Origin of the sequence: Hoylesella shahii (assembly GCF_937990675.1) — a bacterium.
Taxonomy (GTDB): Bacteria; Bacteroidota; Bacteroidia; order Bacteroidales; family Bacteroidaceae; genus Prevotella; species Prevotella shahii.
This window is the reverse complement of record NZ_CALKQY010000032.1, coordinates 31,533-51,028: the sequence shown is the minus strand read 5'-3', so window position 1 is coordinate 51,028 and position 19,496 is coordinate 31,533. Positions and strand designations below refer to the sequence as shown.

Here is a 19,496-nt window from a genome sequence, read left to right as displayed (position 1 = left end):
GGTGGATGCAAGTGCTGGTTGGTTAGTGCCCTCTTTGGGGGTTATTTTATCTCAACGTTTGTTCTTGCGACATCCACTTTTCTGCCTTTTTTTGTTGTATGTAAGGTTTGCTGCGCTTTTGCAAACTGCGTTTTAGCTTCATAGTGCAAGGCCAACCAAACTCTTGATGCCTCAAAGGCGTCTATCGGGTGAGCGAGAACTTGAGACTTAGCCCAAAATCTTGCGTAGTTGTGGGGTAACTATTGCTACTTAGCAAGGGCGTGTTGGTCTGTCTGTCGTAATAAAAGCTCATAGTGAGCAGTCGCGATAGGGTATAATCAGCCGAAAAACTCATCTTAAACGCTTTATTTCCACTGCTGGCAGTACTTGTTCTGCTGGCGATGTCTCGGCTAATGCTCGCTTGTTGGCGATAACTTAAGTCGAGTCGCATGTTCAAGTCGTGGTTGGTGTTGCCTCTCGAATTGTTCTCACTAGCGTTGTTGTTGGCATCGGAGCGTTTGTTCTTTGATTTCTTAGCGCGTGAGGCCGTTAATCCAAAGAATTTGAAGTTGTTAATGCGATAACTCATGCCTGCAACCCAGTCTCTACTCACGGCTTCGTTAATCTGAACACTGGTCATACTGAGATTAAGCACACGTGTTGAGCGGTATTCCACCTTAGCTGTGAGGTTGTTGTTGAACGTGACATCCACGCCCAGCAAAGGCGAGAACGCCTCGTTGATGCTCACATTAGCCACATTAAACATACTTCGTGGCAGCGGATTTCCTGTTGTTACGTCGCTGATAAAGCCCAGTCCGTCCATGTATTCCACAAAAGTGTTGTATGAGGCGTATGCGCCAACGGCGTAAATACTTTTATATCCGTGGTTGATGTTCACGCTTTTAAAGTGCTCGCGAAACCAAGGCAGCTTGCCCAGTCCGCTATAACGCAGATTCCAGTTGGGCAAAAGGCGTGCCAGTGTGGGGAAAATGTTGAGCGACGAACCACCCATGGCCGTGTAAGTGTTGAGGAATGCGGGTATCATCACATCCGAACCATACTGGTCAACATCGCCATTGGCCACGTTAAACACAGCTCCGTGCATTGATGTTCCAGCAGGATAGCGCACCCCTTCGTATTGTGCTTGCACGCGAGTACGGAATAAGTCGAGTGCATCGCAAAATCTTTCGAACGATGCACTACGATAACCATCGGCAGCCGAGCCCATTCCTTCGAAGGCGCTACGTATAGATATGGTGGTCATCATAAACGTTCCATTCTGCGTTGTAGGCGTACCGGCATACATATACTGAATGTTACGGGCCGTGGTTTGCATTCGCGACGCGTTCAAGTCTATCTTCAGGTTGCGCACGGGCTCAAGTGTCATGCGCAATTGCAAGTCTTCGGTCTTAGTGGTTGTTGCAGGTGTGGCAATAGAGTCGTTGTTAAGCAGCCATCCTAGGTCGCGTGCCTTGCCGATATAATCATCGTCTGTGAGTCCGAAAGCAAAGTCTAAACCTGGAGAAAGCGATGAAGGAAGGCGCGTTTGACCGAATGCGTCGCCGATGCGAGGCATAAAACCAGGCAGCGACATGGCATATTGGTTGCGGTAAGACAGGCTAACATTGCGCACCATCATCAGCACACGTGCCACCGATTGCGCCGTTTCGTACCACACTTGTTTCTCTAAGGGTTGTCGTGGCGTAACAGTAAGTTTAAGTTTAAGTGCCGAGTCCACCTTCGTAAGGATACGAATGCTGTTCTCGCCATTGGTTTTAAACTTCAGTGGGAAGCGTTTCCCATCTTCGGTTCGTGCCAAAACGGTGAGTCGTTTGCTGTGTTTGTTATGGCTGATGGTGATAGCGGTGTCGGGCATGAGCGTAATTTCTTGCTCAAAACTGTTTCGGTTTCTAGGCAAGTTATTGCGCTGTTGTTGTGCCAAGGCCTCGTTATTTTCAGTTTTTTGAGCATCGGGCGTAATGCCTTTTTCCTTCATTCGCGCTTGTAGTGCCTTTCGTTCCTGCGCTTTTTTGCGTTGTTCGGCTCGCTTTTCCTCGCGTTTTTTATCTTGTTCGGCCATGTTATTTTCGCGGTTAAAGCGTTCGTTGGCTTTCTTTAAGAAAGGAATATTGTTGTAGAAACGCACCAAGTCGAAGTTGGCGTTGATGTTTAAGTCGCGGTTATTGGCGATGGTATTGCCCAGCGAAGAGCCGTCTTCCAACTGCGTTCCACGCACCCAACGGTAGGTGGAGTTATAAGTTAGGTCGGTGTTCACCCAGTTAAAGATGGGCAAGAGGTTGATTGGTGGTTGATAAGAGAGCGTGAACTGCTGACTATAGTCGAGCGGTGTGCCCATGCTTCTGATGCTGTTCCACACCGAGTCTTTCCAAGCCTGGTAGCGTTCGGCATATAAATCTTTGTTTACAGGCGTGTAAGGCTGTTCCACTTCGGCATGCGTAGCACTCTGGAAGTTGGCATGTAGGTTGCGCGTTAGGTCCCAACGAATAGAGAAATCGCGGTTCCAAAGGAATTGCGAATTAAAGGTAAGCGGCAATCTTTCGTGCCCATCGCTTTCCATATCGCGCTCTTGCAGCTCGTAATAGTTGCGGTTGAGGTCCGAGTTAAACGCCACATTTTGAGGTAGCCAGTTAAGCCCAAAGCGTTTAAGTAGGTCTAGCCATTTGCTTTTGCTTTTAATATTCTTAAACGGTTCGAAGGGTTTATACACAGGAGTCCAGTTATAAGCCAGTGATGCTCGCCAGTTGTTTTCGCGTTCGTACACCGTAGTCTCGCCGCTTGTTAATCGTGATGAGTTGCTATACGAGAACGAAAAGTTTGCCGGGTCGTAGGGCATGGGGTGGCGTTTGTTTTGTATGCCGATACGAACATTCGACAAAGAGAAGTTAGTATTGGTGGTTCGGCGCACAGCAATGCTTTTTATCGAGTCGCGTTCTTGTCGGTTTGCAGCCTCAATAGCGTCTTTAAAACGCAGGTCGGTGTCAAGCGGATTGTACTTAGGCGTCGTTTCTTCTTGTGTTCGCGAATAGTAAAGAGGAGCCGAAACATTTGCTTTTTCGGAGAAGAACTTGCCTAGTTCCAAACTTGTTGTTAAGCTGTACGATTTAAAATTGTCTTTAGCGCGTTGGGCAACACCGTCTTCCAGTCCGCCAAAACCCTCTGTGATATATTGTCCTTGCAGGTTAAGCGTTCCAAAATCTGATAGTTGCACGTTGAGATTTCCTTGTGCAGCCCATCCTCCTTCGTTGTCATATTCCTTTAGTCGCAATTCGTTTACCCACACTTCGCCACTTTTTTGCGATGCCGCATTGTTGCGCACGCCGATGATTATGGTTTTTACTTCACCCAATGTGGGGTTACCCAGGATGCTAATTTTGTTTTTTGGACGGTCTGTATCGTAGGCACTATAAAGCGAAGTGTAGGATGCCAGCCCCGTGGCACGCGCCTTGTTGCGTGCCTTTTTCAGGTTGGTAAACACGTCGAGAGCCACATCCAGCATGTTTTCTTCGGGCCAAACGTCGCGACTATCGGCCCACGAGCGGTCGTTATAACGGCGTGCTGGTGTGAGCGATAGCGGAATGTCGTATTCATAAAAATTGCTTTTGTAGTCGCTACCCAATCTGATAAACACCGACAGTTCGCCATTAGCCAGCGCCGTGGCGTTGGGTTCAAGGGCATTGGCATGCACAAACATCTGCAAGCGACGGTATTGGCGCAGGTCGATAGTGGTGTTTTTGTACACGGCTTTCGCTTCGCCCTGACTTAGATTGTCCACAACAAGGCTTAGTGCTTGCTCATTGTTTTCCACCATTTGCGGCTGGTTGGGGTCGGCTCCGCGTTCTATTCCAGGCGGAAGGATATAGTTAACGGGTGTTTTGTCGCTGTTTTCTTCGTAGCTAACGGCGCTCACAGCCATCTTACCTGTTTGTGCAGCCGTGTTGCTAAGGTTTTGTTGATAGCTTCGCCACTCGCCTCTAACCAGGTCGAGCGAACCAAAACGCAGCACGATGGGATGTTTAAAGCCCGTTAGGAACATGCGCATAAACCGAATGCTAGAGAAGTCGGCGATGGCTCCGAAGCGTTTTTCGTACTCGTGAAGCGGTATTCTAAATTGGTACCAGGTTACGTTTTCGTTGCTGCCATTGCGCAATGAGGCTGATGCTTCGCGTTTGTCAACGATGAAATTGCGGCCCACCACCATGTCTCCAGGGCGCAACGACACGTGGTATTGGTAATATTTCTCGTATTCGTTGAGTGTATAGTCTTGGTTGATGTCTTCAACATCGGGCGTCACTTTATAAGATGTGTCGTAGCTTTCGCTTCGTTGGTCGCTGTCGGGCGAGTTTCCTTGCGGGTTGTTAATACGTTTGTATCGTTGAAGGATGGAGCGTTCGGCGCGATCGTAGTCCGACCCGCGGAAGTAATGATAGTTATCGTTGGCGGGGTCGGCTTTTATCGAGTCGAACACTGCTGCACTCACATTGCCTCGCACAGCGTTAAGAAACGATTGATAAGCGGGGAACGAACGCTCCTCGTTATCATTTAATCCGTTAAACCCAACATCTTGTAAGGCTCTTGCGCCACTCGACGTAGCAAAGGCGTAAGTTGTGGTGGCTTGAGTGGGAATTTTACCCCATTGTGTGGTTACAAAGCTTTGCGAACCATCTACAGGCATGCCGCTTTCATAGAATTTTTTACCATCGTGCAGCACATCCTCGCTCACTTCGCCTAGGTTTAGGTAGAAGTCGCCACCATAATCGCTAGCGTTAGGCAGACGGTTGGTGTAGATAAAGGGGTCGAGCATCCAAAATTCGATGTATTCGATGTTGGCTGCTTCAAAGTCGTTGTTGTCTAGTCGGCGCATCATTCCTCCCCAACGTGTGTGGGGATTGTCTAGTGTTCCGTCGGTATTAAGGTTAGGATTGAAGTTATACGGTCCTCTTTCGTTGGGATAGAAGGCCAGGTTGAGCACCGAGAGAGTTGAAACGCCGCCATAATTGTTTTGGTCGCGCTTGGGAAACAGTTCTCTTACTGGCACTTCGCGCACATAGTGATTAGAGAGTTGTTGCAAATCGCCTTTGATATGCGATGGTGTTAGCGAGCTACTTCTGCGTGTAAACAAAGGGTCGATGGTGTACCAAGCCAATAAACTTCGGTTAAAACCGCTGCCTAGCGTGGTTTTATCATCGTGTTCGGGAAACATTGAGGGCGTGCTAGATAAGGTCCACGATGTGGGCGAACTAACGTCTATCGAGCTTTTGGTTGTCTCAAAGTCGTCTAGATAGGATGCATTGTCTTGAGTTCCCTTGTTACGACCAGCAATGAGGTGGGCAAACTCGCCTGTGAAACTTATTTGCGAGGGCTGACTAACGTGCAAGAAGGGTATTTTGTCGAGCAAGTTTGTGAGCCACTGACTTTCTTTTTTCCAATTAAGGTTCAGTCCCCACAAGGTGTTGTTCAGCGGTTCGGCGCCCATATTCACCTTGGTGGTGAGTGCTTGTTCGGTGAGGTGCTGCACTGTTCCGCTCATTTGCAAGTCTTTCGAGAAGTTATATTCCCAGTTAAGGCCAAACATTGTTTTGCGTTGTTGGCCATAGTCGGTGTTGCTTTCTAGCGAAACGTTCACTGCTGTGCCAGCGTCAAGAATGCTTTGGTTGAGTATGGTTACTTCGCCAGCATAATAATCCACGCTATAATCCACGCCTTCGTTAAGTCTTACGCCACCAGCCGTAACCACCACCGACCCTTGTGGCACGTTGTAGGCGCCAAGCGAGATAACATTGGCGTTGGTACCGCGATACTGTCCTGTAAGGATAAACTTGTTTTTCTCGGCAATTTGTTTGGCGATGGTCTTGGTCGAGTCGTACAGCTGACTGTAGTTGTAGGTGCGCGCAACGGCATCTGTCACACCTTTAGACCGCAAGTAAGTGTAAAGGTATTTACCAAATGGCTCTGTCTTGGGTAAGAACACGCGTCCGTTGCTCACGGTGTAGCCTTCCACAAAGTCGAAATAGCCGTTAGCATGCAGGTTATTGTTGTTGTCAAGACGGTCGGCGCCCATCACTCTTACCAAGGGTTGGTCTTTCACTTGTTGTTCGGGTATATAAGTGAGATAAACACCAGTTGTGTCGCTTTGATACTTAATATCTAGCCTGAAGCGTTCGCGTTCTACCGAGGTGGCCAAGTAATACACGTTTTTCATCATCAAGTGCCAGTTGCCTTGTCGTGGGTTGTTGCTGGTGTTTTTCAGCGATTTCACAAAGAGAGCCTGACTGGTGTCGGTGTTATCTGCAGCAAATTCGCCCACCTGATAGGTGTTTCCGCCGTAGGTATATTCGTAGGCCACGGCCAAAACCTGGTCGGTTTGCAAGCCCAGTTTTAGCGAAATGTAGCCCATGGTGGTATTTACGGTGTATTCCGACGGTTGCAACAAACGAGCGTTTTGCAGTTTCTCGTAGTCGTTTCCACCCACAAAGCCTGCTATAGCGTCGAGAGTGCTTGATGTGTTGTCGATGTCTCTAGCTGCCACATAGGTGCTAACCATGGCGGGATATTCGCTATTGGCATTGTTGGCTGGCACCAATCCCGAAGCACTCCACAGCGGATTGGCGATGTGACTCACCTCACCAAGGTCGGTAAGGGCCACGATGTTGCGCGTGTTAGTGGTTGTTCCCGTTTTGTTTGTAACCCACACTTCCACGCGATTGATACTGATGCCACTTTTGATGGTGGGCAATGTGCCCATCCATTCATCATATTTATCGCGGAAATAGTGCGAAAGAAAGAAGTGGCGATTTTCTTCGTAGTTGGCTGCATCTATCTCGAAGGGAGTTAATTGCATGCCTCCACGCGACGAAACACTCTTAGACGACGATTTTTTTTGCGAGGCAACAACTTGCATTTTTAAGCGTCCAAACTGCAAGTCGGTGCGTATTCCGAAGAGCGAACTGGCGCCTTTCACCAGCGACGAGTTAGAGGGGAAGCCCACATTTCCAGCTTCCACCAGTTTGATTATCTCGTCTTCCTTGCCATCGTATTTCAGTTTAAGGCTCTGCGCATCAAAGTCGAACGTAGCATCAGTGTTGTAATTCAGGTTCATGTTCACCTTGTCTCCCACCTTTCCATTCATGTTGATGTTGATTTTTTCATCAAAATTCATGGTTGTGGTTTTTCTGTTCCTGATAGGAATAGAGGGATTGTCGATGTCTTTAAGCGTAGCGCCAAAGCGTATTTCGGCCGAGCCTTGCGTTTTGATGCGCACGCCTCCCGGTCCGAAAATCTTTTCGGCCGGTCCTAAGTCGAAATGCAAGTCGGTGAAGTCGAATTTCTCTTTGCCCTTGGCTTTAAACACCTCGTCGTTTTTCTTTCTAAAATAGCTATTGCGTGCTTGTCGTTCGCTCCAACGGCGATATTCTTGGGGCGTCATCATGATAGGCGTACCAAGATAGTTTCTGCCCCATTTAGTGCCCAGCAAATAACTGTCGAGTGTGTCGTTATATTCAATGCCCAACTTCATGTTGTCGGGACGTTTTAGGTCCATGGCGTTTTGCCAAAGGTCGGCATAAGTGGTGGGTGTGGTGGGTTGAACGCGCCAAATGGGCGTTAGCGGTTTAGCTTGTGTGTTGCTGGTGTTGCTGGCGCTTTCGTCTTCGTTGTCAATCACCAGCAAAGAGTCCTCGGGTTGAGGTTTGTTAGGGCTAGCTGGGCGTTGTTGCTGAGGGCGAGGGGTGGTGTTGGGCGTGTTGATTGTAGCGTTGGAGTTTCTTTGAGCGCGCTTAACAGTCCTTCTGCCCCTATCGTCTTGCGCAAAGGGCAAGGCGAGGGCATAGCCCGTCAAGCAAATAACGAGCAACACCATCCACAATCTTTTTGTTTTTTTATTTCTCAGCACGCCTTAAAAGGGTCATTTAATCATTTTCAACGCCGCTTTCACCACTTGTTCAACAGGCAGTTCGGGTTGTTCTTTCAATATCTCGACCACCACTTTAGCCGACGCGGCGGGCGCAAATCCCAGCATCGTGAGCGCACCCACGGCCTCGTCTTTAACGGGCGAGTTGAGTAGCGGAGCGTTATTGTTAGCCGGCACGGCCAATTCTTGTGCCACCCCGCTGCTCACAATTTTGTCTTTCAGGTCAACGATGATGCGTTGTGCCGTTTTAGCGCCAATGCCTTTAACTGTTTTCAGCATTTTGTCGTCGCCGGCGGCAATCACATTGCACAGTTCGGCAGGCGACATGCCCGATAGAATCATGCGCGCCGAGTTAGCTCCAACGCCCGAAACGCTGATAAGCAAGCGATAAAGTTCGCGTTCTTGGCGTGTGGCAAAGCCATAAAGCGTGAACGAATCGTCGCGCCCACCAGCCACTAATGCTTCGTGAACAAACAGTTTAATTTGTGCTTTGCCTTGTATGGCACTATATGTATTTAGTGAGATGTTGAGGGCATAACCCACTCCGGCCGCCTCAATCACAGCCATGGCCGGGGTTAGCTCGGCCAATTCGCCTTTGATATATTCAATCATTAATGATGCATTTAAATGTGTGTACGTGTACGAATATATATAACGCATGTTGGCGCTTATTATTGTGTGCGTACCTAAAAAAACGGTTTCTAGGTTGCTTTTTAGAGGGTTAGGGCATGTCGTGGCGGTTAAATGCGATGTCTTTTCAATGCTGTGTCTCTATAGCCTACGGCTTTTTGCACCATGTGTAAGCAAGTTAGGCTATATTCGTAAAGTGTGAATAAATGATAAAATATCAATAATGTCGCTAGTTGTGCAAATAAAAACACTTAACTTTGCTTGCGTATAGGAATAGCCGAAGAAATTTAGAAAATGTTTCTGATGTATTCGTCAGAGTTTGATACAATGTATCGTTTATGGTTAATGAGATTTACCATAAAGTAAACTTCTACGGCATTCCTATTTTTTTTACTTTATAACCCTGCGTAACATGGCACAAGTAAATAGGGATGTAGACCTAAAAGCACTAGTTGGCAATCAATTGCAATACATATACTCGGCCGAAGAGCTTACCAATGTTCTTAATACCTTGGCTAGCAATGTTGGCGTGCCCTCGGATTTCAGGCGCAACCAAATGCTTTGCTTTGCAGATACCCGTAACGACTATCGCCGTGTGAAACGCTATTTTATGCACAAAAAACATGGCGGAAGGCGACCTATCGTGGCTCCACACCACAGTTTGATGCATATGTTGCAGGGATTTAATGTGTTGTTACAGCAGTACAACCCACCCACACCATGGTGTTATGGTTTTGTTAGGGGGCGTTCGGTGGTGCAAAATGCACAGCTACACGTTGGCAAACGGTATATCCTGAATGTGGATATCAAAGATTTCTTCCCCTCTATCACCAGGCAAATGGTGGAAGATGTACTTACGGCAGCACCCCTTAGATGCTCTACTGAGGCTGCACAACTGCTTTCGGGGCTTTGCACTGTTATCGAACCTGTGGGCGATGTGTTGCCACAAGGATTTCCCACTTCGCCAACACTTTCGAATATGGTGTGCAGAAAGATGGACGAAGAACTGGCTGCTGCAGCCCAACGCATAGGGGCAACCTACTCACGATATGCCGATGATATGACGTTTAGCTGCGATAACGATGTACTTCGCACCACGGGAAGTTTTTATTTGCAGGTTTCTACCATCGTTGAAAAATACGGATTTAGGCTGAACGACCGCAAAACACGACTGCAACGACGCGGAAGAAGGCAGCAGGTTACGGGCATTGTGGTGAGCCATAAGGTGAACGTATCGCGCGAATATGCACGGCAGATACGCAGCTTGTTATATATGTGGGAGCGATATGGCTATTGGGAAACAGCCAAAGCGGCCTTGCGCGCTTATCGTGAACAACATGGTAAGACAAGGAGGCATGGCGAATATCTCACCTTGTATACGGTTTTGCGTGGCCGACTGAACTATATGAAAATGGTGAAGGGCGAAACAGACCCCACATACCTTAAACTTTGGAACAAGTATAACCAGCTGATGCTAAGGGATAAGCCAAAGCGCAGGAGGGGTGCTTATGGCACTAACGCGCATAGACCAGAGACTTCAAGCACCAACGATTATCTTGGCGAACCGCAACGAAAGGGTTGCGCGGGTGTTGTGGCAGTCTTTGTGGCGCTTACATTAGCAGGTTTGCTGGCTTTAAATTTGTTGGTTTAAAGGCTTTTTATTGGTTCTAGGGCACGTTAAGCAAGTGGTTTAACGTGCTTAGGGCGCACAAGGCTGGCTATGATTTGTAAGCCAAGAGCTTTATGCTTGCACTTATCTTTGCGTTGTTAAAGGTAAAACATCTCTCTTTGTTTTGAAAATGTAAAAAAAACGGTTTTGGTTTTAACACGAAAAGTGCCTTCTCCGTTCACCAATTGTCCACTCGGTTGCAAATATTCAATTCTCGCGATGGTTTTGAGGGGGTGAAAAGAGACCTTCGTTTGTAGAGTTTAGCAAATGTATTTGCAGTGTATAAATGCGTAATTATACAGAATGGTGGCCAAATAACAGCTAAATGTGTGCTATATGCAGCAAAACGCGATGCATTTAGCAGCAAAACGCGATGCATTTAGCACCAAAACACAATGCGTTTAGCAGCAAAACACAATGCGTTTAGCAGCAAAACGCAAGATAAAATGCTACAAAACGCAGGTGGAAATGTATAATCTTGCACATCGGATGCTGTGTTTACTGCTTTGTGAGGAGTGAAAAAAGAAATGTTTAGTAGGAAAATAGGACTTAAAAAGCGGTGTTTTAACTACAAAATACCATTTTTGCAGCGACACAAATTTGAGAGTTGGTAATAATCTAGAAAGGCAAAATGGTGCATTTTACCCTTGCTGTGCTCAATATTATACAAAAAATAAAATTTAAAAGCTTGGTTTTTCTGCTAAATAGCATGTTTTAGGGCGAAATTTTCGCTAGAATGGTTTGGCAAAATTATGTAGATTGTATAATATTTGCACCGTGTTTAATGTCGCAAGTGTGCAACTGTATGTAGCTTTTTTTGTGCAGGGCGAAATGTGTTAATGCGATAAAGAAGTTGTACTAATTCCTTCTTTTATTAAACCCAAATGGGTTACATCTTGTAGCAGATGAAACATTGGATGTGCATATACAAAATAAGAGGGTGTTTCGCAAACGTTGGTGTAGTTCAACCCTGTTATTTCTAAAACGATAGCTAATATCAGTTCTATTATACCATATGTAACTTTGTTTTAAAATTATATTGATATATGCAAGTATTTAGCAATTACGAAACTTTAGTGCAAGCCAATATTTACTCTTCTTCCAGCATTTTCTTTATTTCCTCGTCGGTCTTAGTCAATTTGTCTTTGCACATTTTGATAAGTTTCTGAGCCTTTTTCAGTTCATCGGCAAGCGAGTCGAGGTTGAGTTCGCCTGTTTCCATTCGGCGAACAATAGCTTCTAGTTGTGCCACAGCCTCTTCGTATTTCATTTCTTGTTTAGCCATAATTTGAGTTTTTGAGTTTATGAGTTGTGTGAGTTGTTAAGTTTATGGGTATTTGGCTTTATAGGCTTATTGGTTGTTGAGCGTAATGGGTTTATAGCGTAAGCAAACTTACTAATTCACTTCCAAACTCATAAACTCAAAAACTTATTCAACAACAGATTTCACCTTTCCTTTTTGCAGTTGTGTAACGATAACATCGCCCTTTTGCAGGTTGTTGGCGTTGCGAACCACCTTTCCGCCGCACGTGGTGATGCTGTAACCCTTGGCAAGCAACAGCGATGGGTCGTGCGATTTGACGACTTGTTGCAGCAGTTCGAGGCGATGTGCAGCCTTAGTAAGCAAGCGTTCGGCATGCGTGGGCAAAGCCATTGAGAGTCGTTGCAGGCGCAAGTCTTGTCGTTGCAAGGTGGTTGTTATGGTGTTTTGCATGCGCAGCGCCATGTTTTCAAACCTTTTCTCTTGCCTTGTGCGCACCAGCGAAAACAACATCGGCACTTTTTCGGCCAGTCGTGCCATGCGTACGCGCTCCAATTCCATGCGCCTTTGCACTAGGTGTAGCATCTCTTCTTGTGCATCGGTAATGCGTTGTAAGGTGTTTGCTAGGTGTTCAATCAGCAAGGCAGCAGCAGCTGTGGGTGTTTTTACCCGTAGAAATGCCACCATGTCTAGCACACTTTCGTCGCGGTCGTGCCCAATACCCGTGATGATGGGCAGGGGAAAGTTGGCCACACTCTCGGCCAATGGCAAGCTGTCGAAGCCACTGAGGTCGCTGGTGGCGCCGCCACCACGGATGATGACCACCACATCAAAGCTATTTATGCGTTCGTTGATGGCATCGAGGGCCGCAATAACACTGCTTTCAACACCTTCGCCCTGCATGGTGGCGGCAAAAAGCTGCACCGAGAAATGCAAATGCCAGTCGTTATCGTGAAGATGACGACAGAAATCGCCGTAACCAGCCGCTTGTTCGCTAGAGATAACGGCCACACGCTGGGTAAAAAGCGGTAGACGAAAGTCTTTTTGCAGGTCGAACACACCTTGCTCTTTCAGCATCTGCACGATTTCGAGCCGTTTGCGCGCCATATCGCCTAGAGTGAAAGTGGGGTCGATGTTGGTTATAATCCACGAAAAGCCGTAAGCTTCGTGGAAATCGGCATACACCAAGAGCCTAACTTTCAGTCCGGCGCGCAACATTTGGTTGGCGTTGCGTTCGAAATATGGACGAAGAAGTGCCCATTTGTTCTTCCAACATTTGGCCGAAGCCTTGGCTACGGGCGTGTTTCCCGCCATGTCTTTCTGCACCAATTCCATGTAGCAATGGCCACGAACCTCCCTCATTTCAGAGATTTCGGCCTCTACCCAATATTCGTCGGGCATGGTTATGGCGAGCGCTTCGCGCACCATTTGGCTCAGTTCGTACAGTGTTAGGGTTTCTTTGTGCATGCTTTTGGAGGTGAGATAAAGTGGCAGTCTGCGTTTTTGTGGCCTTTGTGTTAACCACATAGCGCGCAATGCAGGTACAACCATAATGCAAAGTTAAGGTAAAAGGAGGGTGTGACAAAATAAATGGTGAAATAATAGGGCGCAAAATGGGCTAAATGCTGATGTGCAAGCACGCAACAAAAGGTGTTTGGAATGCAAGAGAGAATTGATTTGGGTTAAATAATACGAGGGTTTTGAGACTAATTGGGTAAACAAGGTGTTTTTCTGTTGCACGAATTGCCGTTTTTTCATTCTAATACACTACTTTTGTAGGTCGCTGCAATGATGATGTAGCAAGCTAGCAACTTGTTTTTCTTGGCACGGCAGCACAAAAACAGGATGATAACAATAAAAAAAATATCAGGTATATGAAAAAGATTAGAGCAGCCGTAGTGGGTTATGGCAATATAGGACAGTACACATTGCAGGCGTTGGAGGCAGCTAACGACTTTGAAGTGGCAGGCGTTGTAAGACGACAAGGGGCGAAAGACAAGCCTGCTGAATTGGAGGGGTATGACGTGGTGGCCGATATTACTGAGCTGCGCGATGTGGATGTGGCCATCTTGGCCTTGCCCACGCGCGAGTGTCCCGCATATGCTAAGCGCTATTTGGCTATGGGTATTAACACGGTTGATAGTTACGACATACATTCGGGCATTGTGGATTATCGTGCAGAGCTAATGCCAGTGTGCAAAGAGCATGGAAGAGTGAGTGTTATTTCGGCAGGATGGGACCCTGGATCTGACTCGATTGTGCGCACGTTGATGCAAAGCTTGGCGCCAAAGGGATTGACTTACACCAACTTTGGACCAGGAATGAGCATGGGACATAGCGTGTGTGTGCGTGGTAAGAAAGGGGTGAAGAATGCGCTTTCGATGACAATACCATTGGGTGAGGGCATTCATCGCAGAATGGTTTATGTGGAACTGGAGGATGGTGCTAGCCTTGAAGAGGTGACGACAGCAGTGAAAGCCGATCCATATTTTGCTAACGACGAGACGCATGTGTTTGCAGTGAAGTCGGTAGACGAGGTTCGCGACATGGGTCATGGCGTTCATTTGGTGCGCAAAGGCGTTAGCGGAAAGACCCAAAACCAACATTTCTCGTTCGATATGAGCATCAATAATCCCGCCCTTACGGCTCAAGTACTGGTTAATGTGGCACGTGCTTCGATGCGCTTGCAACCTGGATGCTATACCATGATTGAAATTCCTGTTATTGATATGCTACCTGGCGACAGGGAAGAATTGATTGGACACTTGGTGTAAAGGTGAAAGGGTGAAAAGGTGAAAGAGTGAGAGGATGAAAAAGTGGCTAACGCCCACTAATACATTTGTGCTTAGCTCCTCAACAAATCTTTGGCAACCTCATAAGAATAGCCTTGTTTGCCCATCGAAAATAAAAAGGACGTGTTACCATTCGTTGGTAGCATGTCCTTTTTTGTTGTTGCAGTTCAAGAGGGTGGACTGCAACAAATAAATGTTAGCACCAGGGCTTCTATTCTTCTTTTGTAGGATGTTGCCCTCGCTTAGGAAGCCGTTTCACCATTTTATCGAAATCACTTTCGAGGCGTGCCATTTCCCTTTGACGGTAGATGGCAAATTCTCGTTCAGCCTTTTCTATCGCTTCGTTGTGTGATATATGGCCTTTCCCATCCAACACAGTGCGTTGCAGGGATAGAATTTGGTTGTCAAGAGCGGTTATCCAGTCTACCATTCGCATGGGATGTTCATCAAGTGCCTGAAATTCGGCAAAGTCTAGGAATTGCGATACGAGTAGGTTAAGTCGTTGCAGCTCTTTTTGCGTGAGATAGTTCTTGGCAATCTTCACATCGTCTTTCGTGATGTAGTCGCCCTTGAAGTTGGTCATGCCTACTAGAGGTTTGTCGCTATCAACCCGATCGAAGATGATTTCCGCGGCGGTGTGTTCGTGTACGGCGTAGTGAAGTTTGTTTTGAACCGTGGCGAAGAACGTATGTGTGAGCTCGGTACGAGGGTCGTAGTCCACCGAAGTTGCGTAAATGTCCGTCACCTGCTGATAGAAGTTACGCTCCGAAGCACGGATGTCGCGGATGCGTTGTAACAATTCACGGAAGTAACGGTTACCCCCTTGCATCAGTCGGTCGTCATCCATGGAAAACCCCTTTTGTATATATTCATGGAGTCGTTCGGTTGCCCATCTACGAAAGCGGGTTGCAACTTGTGATTGCACTCTGTAACCCAGGGCTATAATCATGTCTAGGTTGTAATGGTCGATGTTGCGCTGCACGGTTCTACCGCCTTCTTGTCGAACTAACAAGTATTTCTTGTGAGTTGCCGTCTCCTCCAATTCAGCATCTGCATAGACGTTCTTGATATGTAGGGCGATGTTTTGTTGTGTTGTGTCGTAAATGTCCGCCAATTGCCCTTGTGTGAGCCATACGTCTTCATCGGCAAAGCGCACATTCACTTTCACCAAGCCGTTGTCGTCTTGGTAGATGATGAGGTGGTTGTTGTCTTTTTTCATCTTTCATCGGTTTTGGTGTTGTGGTGGTTCTATGAATATATGGGGGTGGTTCATCTTTTTATTGCCAAACAAACTTATGTGATGCAAAACGATTTGTTCCTTTTTATTTCTCAGAGTTGCTTGTGCTTGATTGTGAATGGAGCGTGAAATGTGCTTTAAGCTGACTGCTATAATGAAAGGTGCGTGTTACCTACAAGTGGCAACACGCACCTTTTAAATGCTATGCGCTGAGTCCCCCGTGATGCAGTTAGGCTTGAAATGAAAGTCATTACGCCTCATTTCTCATGGAGAACGGCAGGGGTAAGACCGTGTTTTTCTTCCCCACTAAGTGTCGGATAAGTGGAACACCAGATTGCGCCTTTCCCGTTAAGTTGGGTCGGAACAGGCATATTGCCCCTCATTCGCATTAAGCGAGGTTGTGGATGGGGAATGCTTTTTAGCGCGATTTGTAGTATTCCAAGTCTTCCACCTTAAAGTTGGCTATGAAGGCATGGTTGCCAATAACAGCCTCTTCGGCAAGTCGAACATAGACGTTAGCACTTTTTTCGAAGAGTTCGGGCGCCTTAGACGCGTCGGCGATGATGAGCAGCGCCATGAAAATCTCGGCAGTCATCTCGTATAGACGGCGAGCAAGGAAATCTTGTCTGTCTTGGTTGCCACACTCTTTCACGTTGTTCACGCTCTCTTCGTAAAGAGCCACCAACTTAGCCACGCGGTCTTTAAGAGGTTGTAAGCTTTCGGCCACTTCCTCTTCGAGCATCTCTTTCATGATGCCCAGATAAGTTCCGTTGGTGATATAACGAATGGCGGCCACTACTTGCAGCTGCGTTGTACCCTCATAGATAGAGAAGATGCGAGCATCGCGATAGAGACGTTGGCACTTATACTCCATGATAAATCCCGAACCGCCATGAATTTGTATGGCATCGTAGGCGTTTTGGTTGGCGTATTCAGAGTTCATACCCTTAGCCAGAGGTGTGAAGGCGTCGGCCAGTCGCATGTATTTCTTTTGCTCGGCTCGTTCTTCGGGCGTTAGTTTGCGTTCGCGTGCAATATCGTCGAGCGCTTTATAAATATCCACATATCTAGCCGTTTGGTAAAGAATGCTACGACCAGCATCCAATTTAGCTTTCATGCGCGATAGCATATCGTAGACAGCAGGGAAGTTGATGATGTTGGTTTCGAACTGTCTGCGGTCGCGTGCATAGTTCAAACCTTCGGTGTAAGCCGCCTGCGACACACCAACACTCTGCGCGGCGATACCCAAACGTGCACCATTCATCAGTGCCATCACATACTTGATGAGGCCCATACGCGTGTCGCCACATAGTTCGGCTTTGGCATCTTTGTACACAAGTTCGCATGTAGGAGAGCCATGAATACCCAATTTGTGTTCTATGTGTCGCACGTTAACGCCACCTTGGCGCTTGTCGTAGATAAACATCGAGAGTCCACGCCCATCTTTAGTGCCCTCTTCAGAGCGTGCAAGAACGAGGTGGATGTCAGAGTCGCCGTTGGTGATAAAGCGTTTTACGCCATTAAGCAGCCAGCAACCATCTTTCTCCGAGTAGGTGGCTTTGAGCATAACGCTCTGCAAGTCGCTACCAGCGTCAGGTTCGGTAAGGTCCATTGACATTGTTTCGCCTTGGCAAACGCGGGGAATGTATTTCTTACGTTGCTCTTCGTTACCAAATTCGTAAAGTGTCTCGATACAATCTTGCAAGCTCCAGATGTTTTGGAAGCCCGCATCGGCCGTCGCCATCATTTCAGATGCCATCGAATAAGGCGTTATTGGGAGGTTCAAACCTCCGTAACGGCGTGGCATAGAGATGCCCCACAGGCCAGCTTTGCGCGTGGCGTCGAGGTTTTCGAACGTTTTCGAGGCATACACCATGCGTCCGTCGACGAGGTGCGGACCCTCTTCGTCAACCGATTCGCTGTTTGGCTCGATAACGTTAGCGGTGATGTCGCCCGTTATTTCCAACAGTTGCTTATAGTTTTCGATAGCGTCGTCGTGGTCAACGGGTGCATCATCGTATTTATCTTTATCTTCAAAGTTGCGCTCTTTCAGCTCAACAATTCTTTTCATCAATGGGTGATGAAGGTGGAACTCCAACTCGGGAGCATCCGAAAAGTAATTTGCCATATTGTAATAAATAAATTGGCCTCACCCCCAACCCCTCTCCAAATGGGAGAGGGGAGTGGTATGTTTGTTTGCTTCATGCAGGCGAAAGTTGGTGGTTCGTTTGTGAACCTGTTTCGTCTTCCTCGTGAAGTTAAGCTTAAATCTCCTGCGAACAGCGTGATAAAGTGAATGAATGGCGAACATTTTCTTCGTTATCTTGCCGTTTGGAGATGAGGCGGGTGATAATTCCTTAATGATTAAATAGATATTCTTTGATGCTGTGCAGAACCCTATCGAGGCTTTTGTCAACCATATCGTTACTGAAACGGATAACATGAAAGCCCTTTTGCTCGAGTACTTGACTACGGGTGGCATCGTCTGCTTGTTGTTCTGGCGAGCCATGATATGCACCGTCCACTTCCACTACCAAACGTTTCTCCAAGCAAACAAAGTCTGCGATGAAGTCGCCAATGGCGTGTTGCCGTCTAAACTTGTATCCGCACGACAGATGTCTGAGTGCATTCCACAAGCGTTCTTCGCTTGGTGTCATTCCCTTTCGATTATTGTGTGCGAATGTTTTCAGTTGTGAATAGCGGTCGGGCGAAGCTGTTTCGTATCCATAATCTTTGTCCTTGCCCATCAGGTTCTGGCCGTTAAGCTGTTAGTTGTATGTAAGCATTGTGCATACCCAAATAGACTTCTCGCTGACAGACCTCAATTTAATACTCCTGAGGTTGCGGTTGGAAATAGCCCTGTGGCCATTTTGTACCGAAGTAATTTGCAAATCATAGTCTAAGCATATTACTCCCCTCTCCCTTTGGAGAGGGGTTGGGGGTGAGGCCGGTCGCTGTTTTGGGTCTGTTTCTTTCCTACTTATTCTTATAATACTTAATCAACTTCGGCACAACCTCTTCTACAGAACCCACGATAACATAGTCGGCAATCTTGTTGATGGGTGCATCGGGGTTGGTGTTAATAGAAATAATGATGCCGCTATCTTGCATACCAGCGATGTGTTGTATCTGTCCAGAGATACCACAGGCGATATAAACTTTGGGATGAACGGTAACACCCGTTTGTCCAATTTGCCTATCGTGGTCGACCCAGCCAGCATCAACGGCGGCTCTACTAGCGCCCACTTCGCCATGAAGTTCTTTAGCAAGCTTGAAAAGTAGGTCGAAACCCTCCTTACTGCCTACGCCGTAGCCACCAGCCACAACGATGGGCGAACCTTTGAGGTTGTGTTTAGCCTCTTCAACGTGGCGGTCGAGTACCTTAACCACAAAGCTTTCGGGTTGAACATACTGTGCAACGTTGGGGTAAACGGTTTCTCCCTTATAGTTTTCGTCCAGCACTTTCTTTTGCATAACGCCACTTCTCACGGTAGCCATTTGCGGTCTGTGGTCGGGGTTAACAATAGTAGCCACGATGTTTCCACCAAAAGCGGGGCGAATTTGGTAAAGCAATTGGTCGTAATGTTTGCCTGCCTTCTTATCATCGTAGTCGCCAATCTCCAGCTGAGTGCAGTCGGCCGTTAGACCACTAGTAAGCGAAGACGAAACGCGAGGGCCTAAGTCGCGACCGATAACCGTTGCGCCCATGAGGCAAATTTGTGGTTTCTCTTGTGTAAAGAGGTTCACAAGGATGTCGGTATGAGGTGCCGAAGTGTATGGGAAGAGGCCTTCTGCATCAAAAACGAAGAGCTTATCCACGCCGTAGGGTAGGATTTGGGCTTCAACATGGCCTTTGATACCTGTGCCAGCAACCACGGCATGCAGTTGTACACCAAGTTCGTTGGCCAGGCTTCGACCTTTAGTAAGCAGCTCTTGCGATACCTCGGCCACCGTGGTGTTTTCTATTTCGCAATATACAAATACGTTGTTCATGTTTTTTT

General features: G+C 47.2%; 10 protein-coding genes. 2 read left to right on the top strand and 8 right to left on the bottom strand.

Features of this window, described 5'->3' with window-relative positions; all coding sequences use genetic code 11:
• Positions 1-181: 181 nt before the first annotated feature.
• Both sov and ruvA read right to left on the bottom strand, forming a co-directional pair.
• Positions 182-7,855, bottom strand: coding sequence for a T9SS outer membrane translocon Sov/SprA (gene sov / locus QME03_RS05500; protein ID WP_281723734.1), 7,674 nt, complete (start codon positions 7,853-7,855; stop codon positions 182-184).
• A 45-nt stretch (positions 7,856-7,900) separates the two neighbouring features.
• The gene (ruvA, locus tag QME03_RS05495; protein WP_273113405.1) at positions 7,901-8,518 is read right to left on the bottom strand and encodes a Holliday junction branch migration protein RuvA; all 618 of its coding nucleotides are present in this window, start codon (positions 8,516-8,518) and stop codon (positions 7,901-7,903) included.
• Between the two features lie 430 nt (positions 8,519-8,948).
• Here ruvA and QME03_RS05490 point away from each other — a divergent pair, with 430 nt between their 5' ends.
• On the top strand, positions 8,949-10,187 hold the full coding sequence (locus QME03_RS05490) for a reverse transcriptase family protein (RefSeq protein ID WP_281723721.1): 1,239 nt from the start codon (positions 8,949-8,951) through the stop codon (positions 10,185-10,187).
• A 1,108-nt stretch (positions 10,188-11,295) separates the two neighbouring features.
• On the opposite strand, the gene xseB is transcribed toward QME03_RS05490, so the two are convergent.
• Complete coding sequence (gene xseB, locus QME03_RS05485) at positions 11,296-11,490, bottom strand: exodeoxyribonuclease VII small subunit (protein WP_025816021.1); 195 nt, start codon at positions 11,488-11,490, stop codon at positions 11,296-11,298.
• A gap of 144 nt (positions 11,491-11,634) precedes the next feature.
• Complete coding sequence (gene xseA, locus QME03_RS05480; RefSeq protein ID WP_281723720.1) at positions 11,635-12,933, bottom strand: exodeoxyribonuclease VII large subunit; 1,299 nt, start codon at positions 12,931-12,933, stop codon at positions 11,635-11,637.
• 407 nt (positions 12,934-13,340) lie between these two features.
• Between xseA and QME03_RS05475 the strand changes: the two genes are divergently transcribed.
• A complete protein-coding gene (locus tag QME03_RS05475) occupies positions 13,341-14,240 on the top strand; it encodes a diaminopimelate dehydrogenase (protein WP_274947047.1) in 900 nt (299 codons plus the stop codon).
• 229 nt (positions 14,241-14,469) lie between these two features.
• Here QME03_RS05475 and QME03_RS05470 read toward each other — a convergent pair whose 3' ends face one another.
• The 4 genes from QME03_RS05470 to QME03_RS05455 form a co-directional block, all read right to left on the bottom strand.
• A complete protein-coding gene (locus QME03_RS05470) occupies positions 14,470-15,477 on the bottom strand; it encodes a virulence RhuM family protein (RefSeq protein ID WP_281723719.1) in 1,008 nt (335 codons plus the stop codon).
• 436 nt (positions 15,478-15,913) lie between these two features.
• Entirely contained in the window at positions 15,914-17,623 is a 1,710-nt protein-coding gene (locus QME03_RS05465; RefSeq protein ID WP_281723718.1) for an acyl-CoA dehydrogenase family protein, read from the bottom strand.
• A 229-nt stretch (positions 17,624-17,852) separates the two neighbouring features.
• Positions 17,853-18,242, bottom strand: a complete 390-nt coding sequence (locus QME03_RS05460) for an endonuclease domain-containing protein (RefSeq protein ID WP_274947050.1) — start codon at positions 18,240-18,242, stop codon at positions 17,853-17,855.
• 229 nt (positions 18,243-18,471) lie between these two features.
• Positions 18,472-19,488, bottom strand: a complete 1,017-nt coding sequence (locus QME03_RS05455; RefSeq protein ID WP_273263846.1) for an electron transfer flavoprotein subunit alpha/FixB family protein — start codon at positions 19,486-19,488, stop codon at positions 18,472-18,474.
• Positions 19,489-19,496 lie beyond the last annotated feature (8 nt).

Coding starts and splice junctions, on each gene's coding strand:
- sov (WP_281723734.1), bottom strand. CDS start 7,855: ATGGTGTTGCTCGTTATTTGCTTGACGGGCTATGCCCTCGCCTTGCCC.
- ruvA (WP_273113405.1), bottom strand. CDS start 8,518: ATGATTGAATATATCAAAGGCGAATTGGCCGAGCTAACCCCGGCCATG.
- QME03_RS05490 (WP_281723721.1), top strand. CDS start 8,949: ATGGCACAAGTAAATAGGGATGTAGACCTAAAAGCACTAGTTGGCAAT.
- xseB (WP_025816021.1), bottom strand. CDS start 11,490: ATGGCTAAACAAGAAATGAAATACGAAGAGGCTGTGGCACAACTAGAA.
- xseA (WP_281723720.1), bottom strand. CDS start 12,933: ATGCACAAAGAAACCCTAACACTGTACGAACTGAGCCAAATGGTGCGC.
- QME03_RS05475 (WP_274947047.1), top strand. CDS start 13,341: ATGAAAAAGATTAGAGCAGCCGTAGTGGGTTATGGCAATATAGGACAG.
- QME03_RS05470 (WP_281723719.1), bottom strand. CDS start 15,477: ATGAAAAAAGACAACAACCACCTCATCATCTACCAAGACGACAACGGC.
- QME03_RS05465 (WP_281723718.1), bottom strand. CDS start 17,623: ATGGCAAATTACTTTTCGGATGCTCCCGAGTTGGAGTTCCACCTTCAT.
- QME03_RS05460 (WP_274947050.1), bottom strand. CDS start 18,242: ATGGGCAAGGACAAAGATTATGGATACGAAACAGCTTCGCCCGACCGC.
- QME03_RS05455 (WP_273263846.1), bottom strand. CDS start 19,488: ATGAACAACGTATTTGTATATTGCGAAATAGAAAACACCACGGTGGCC.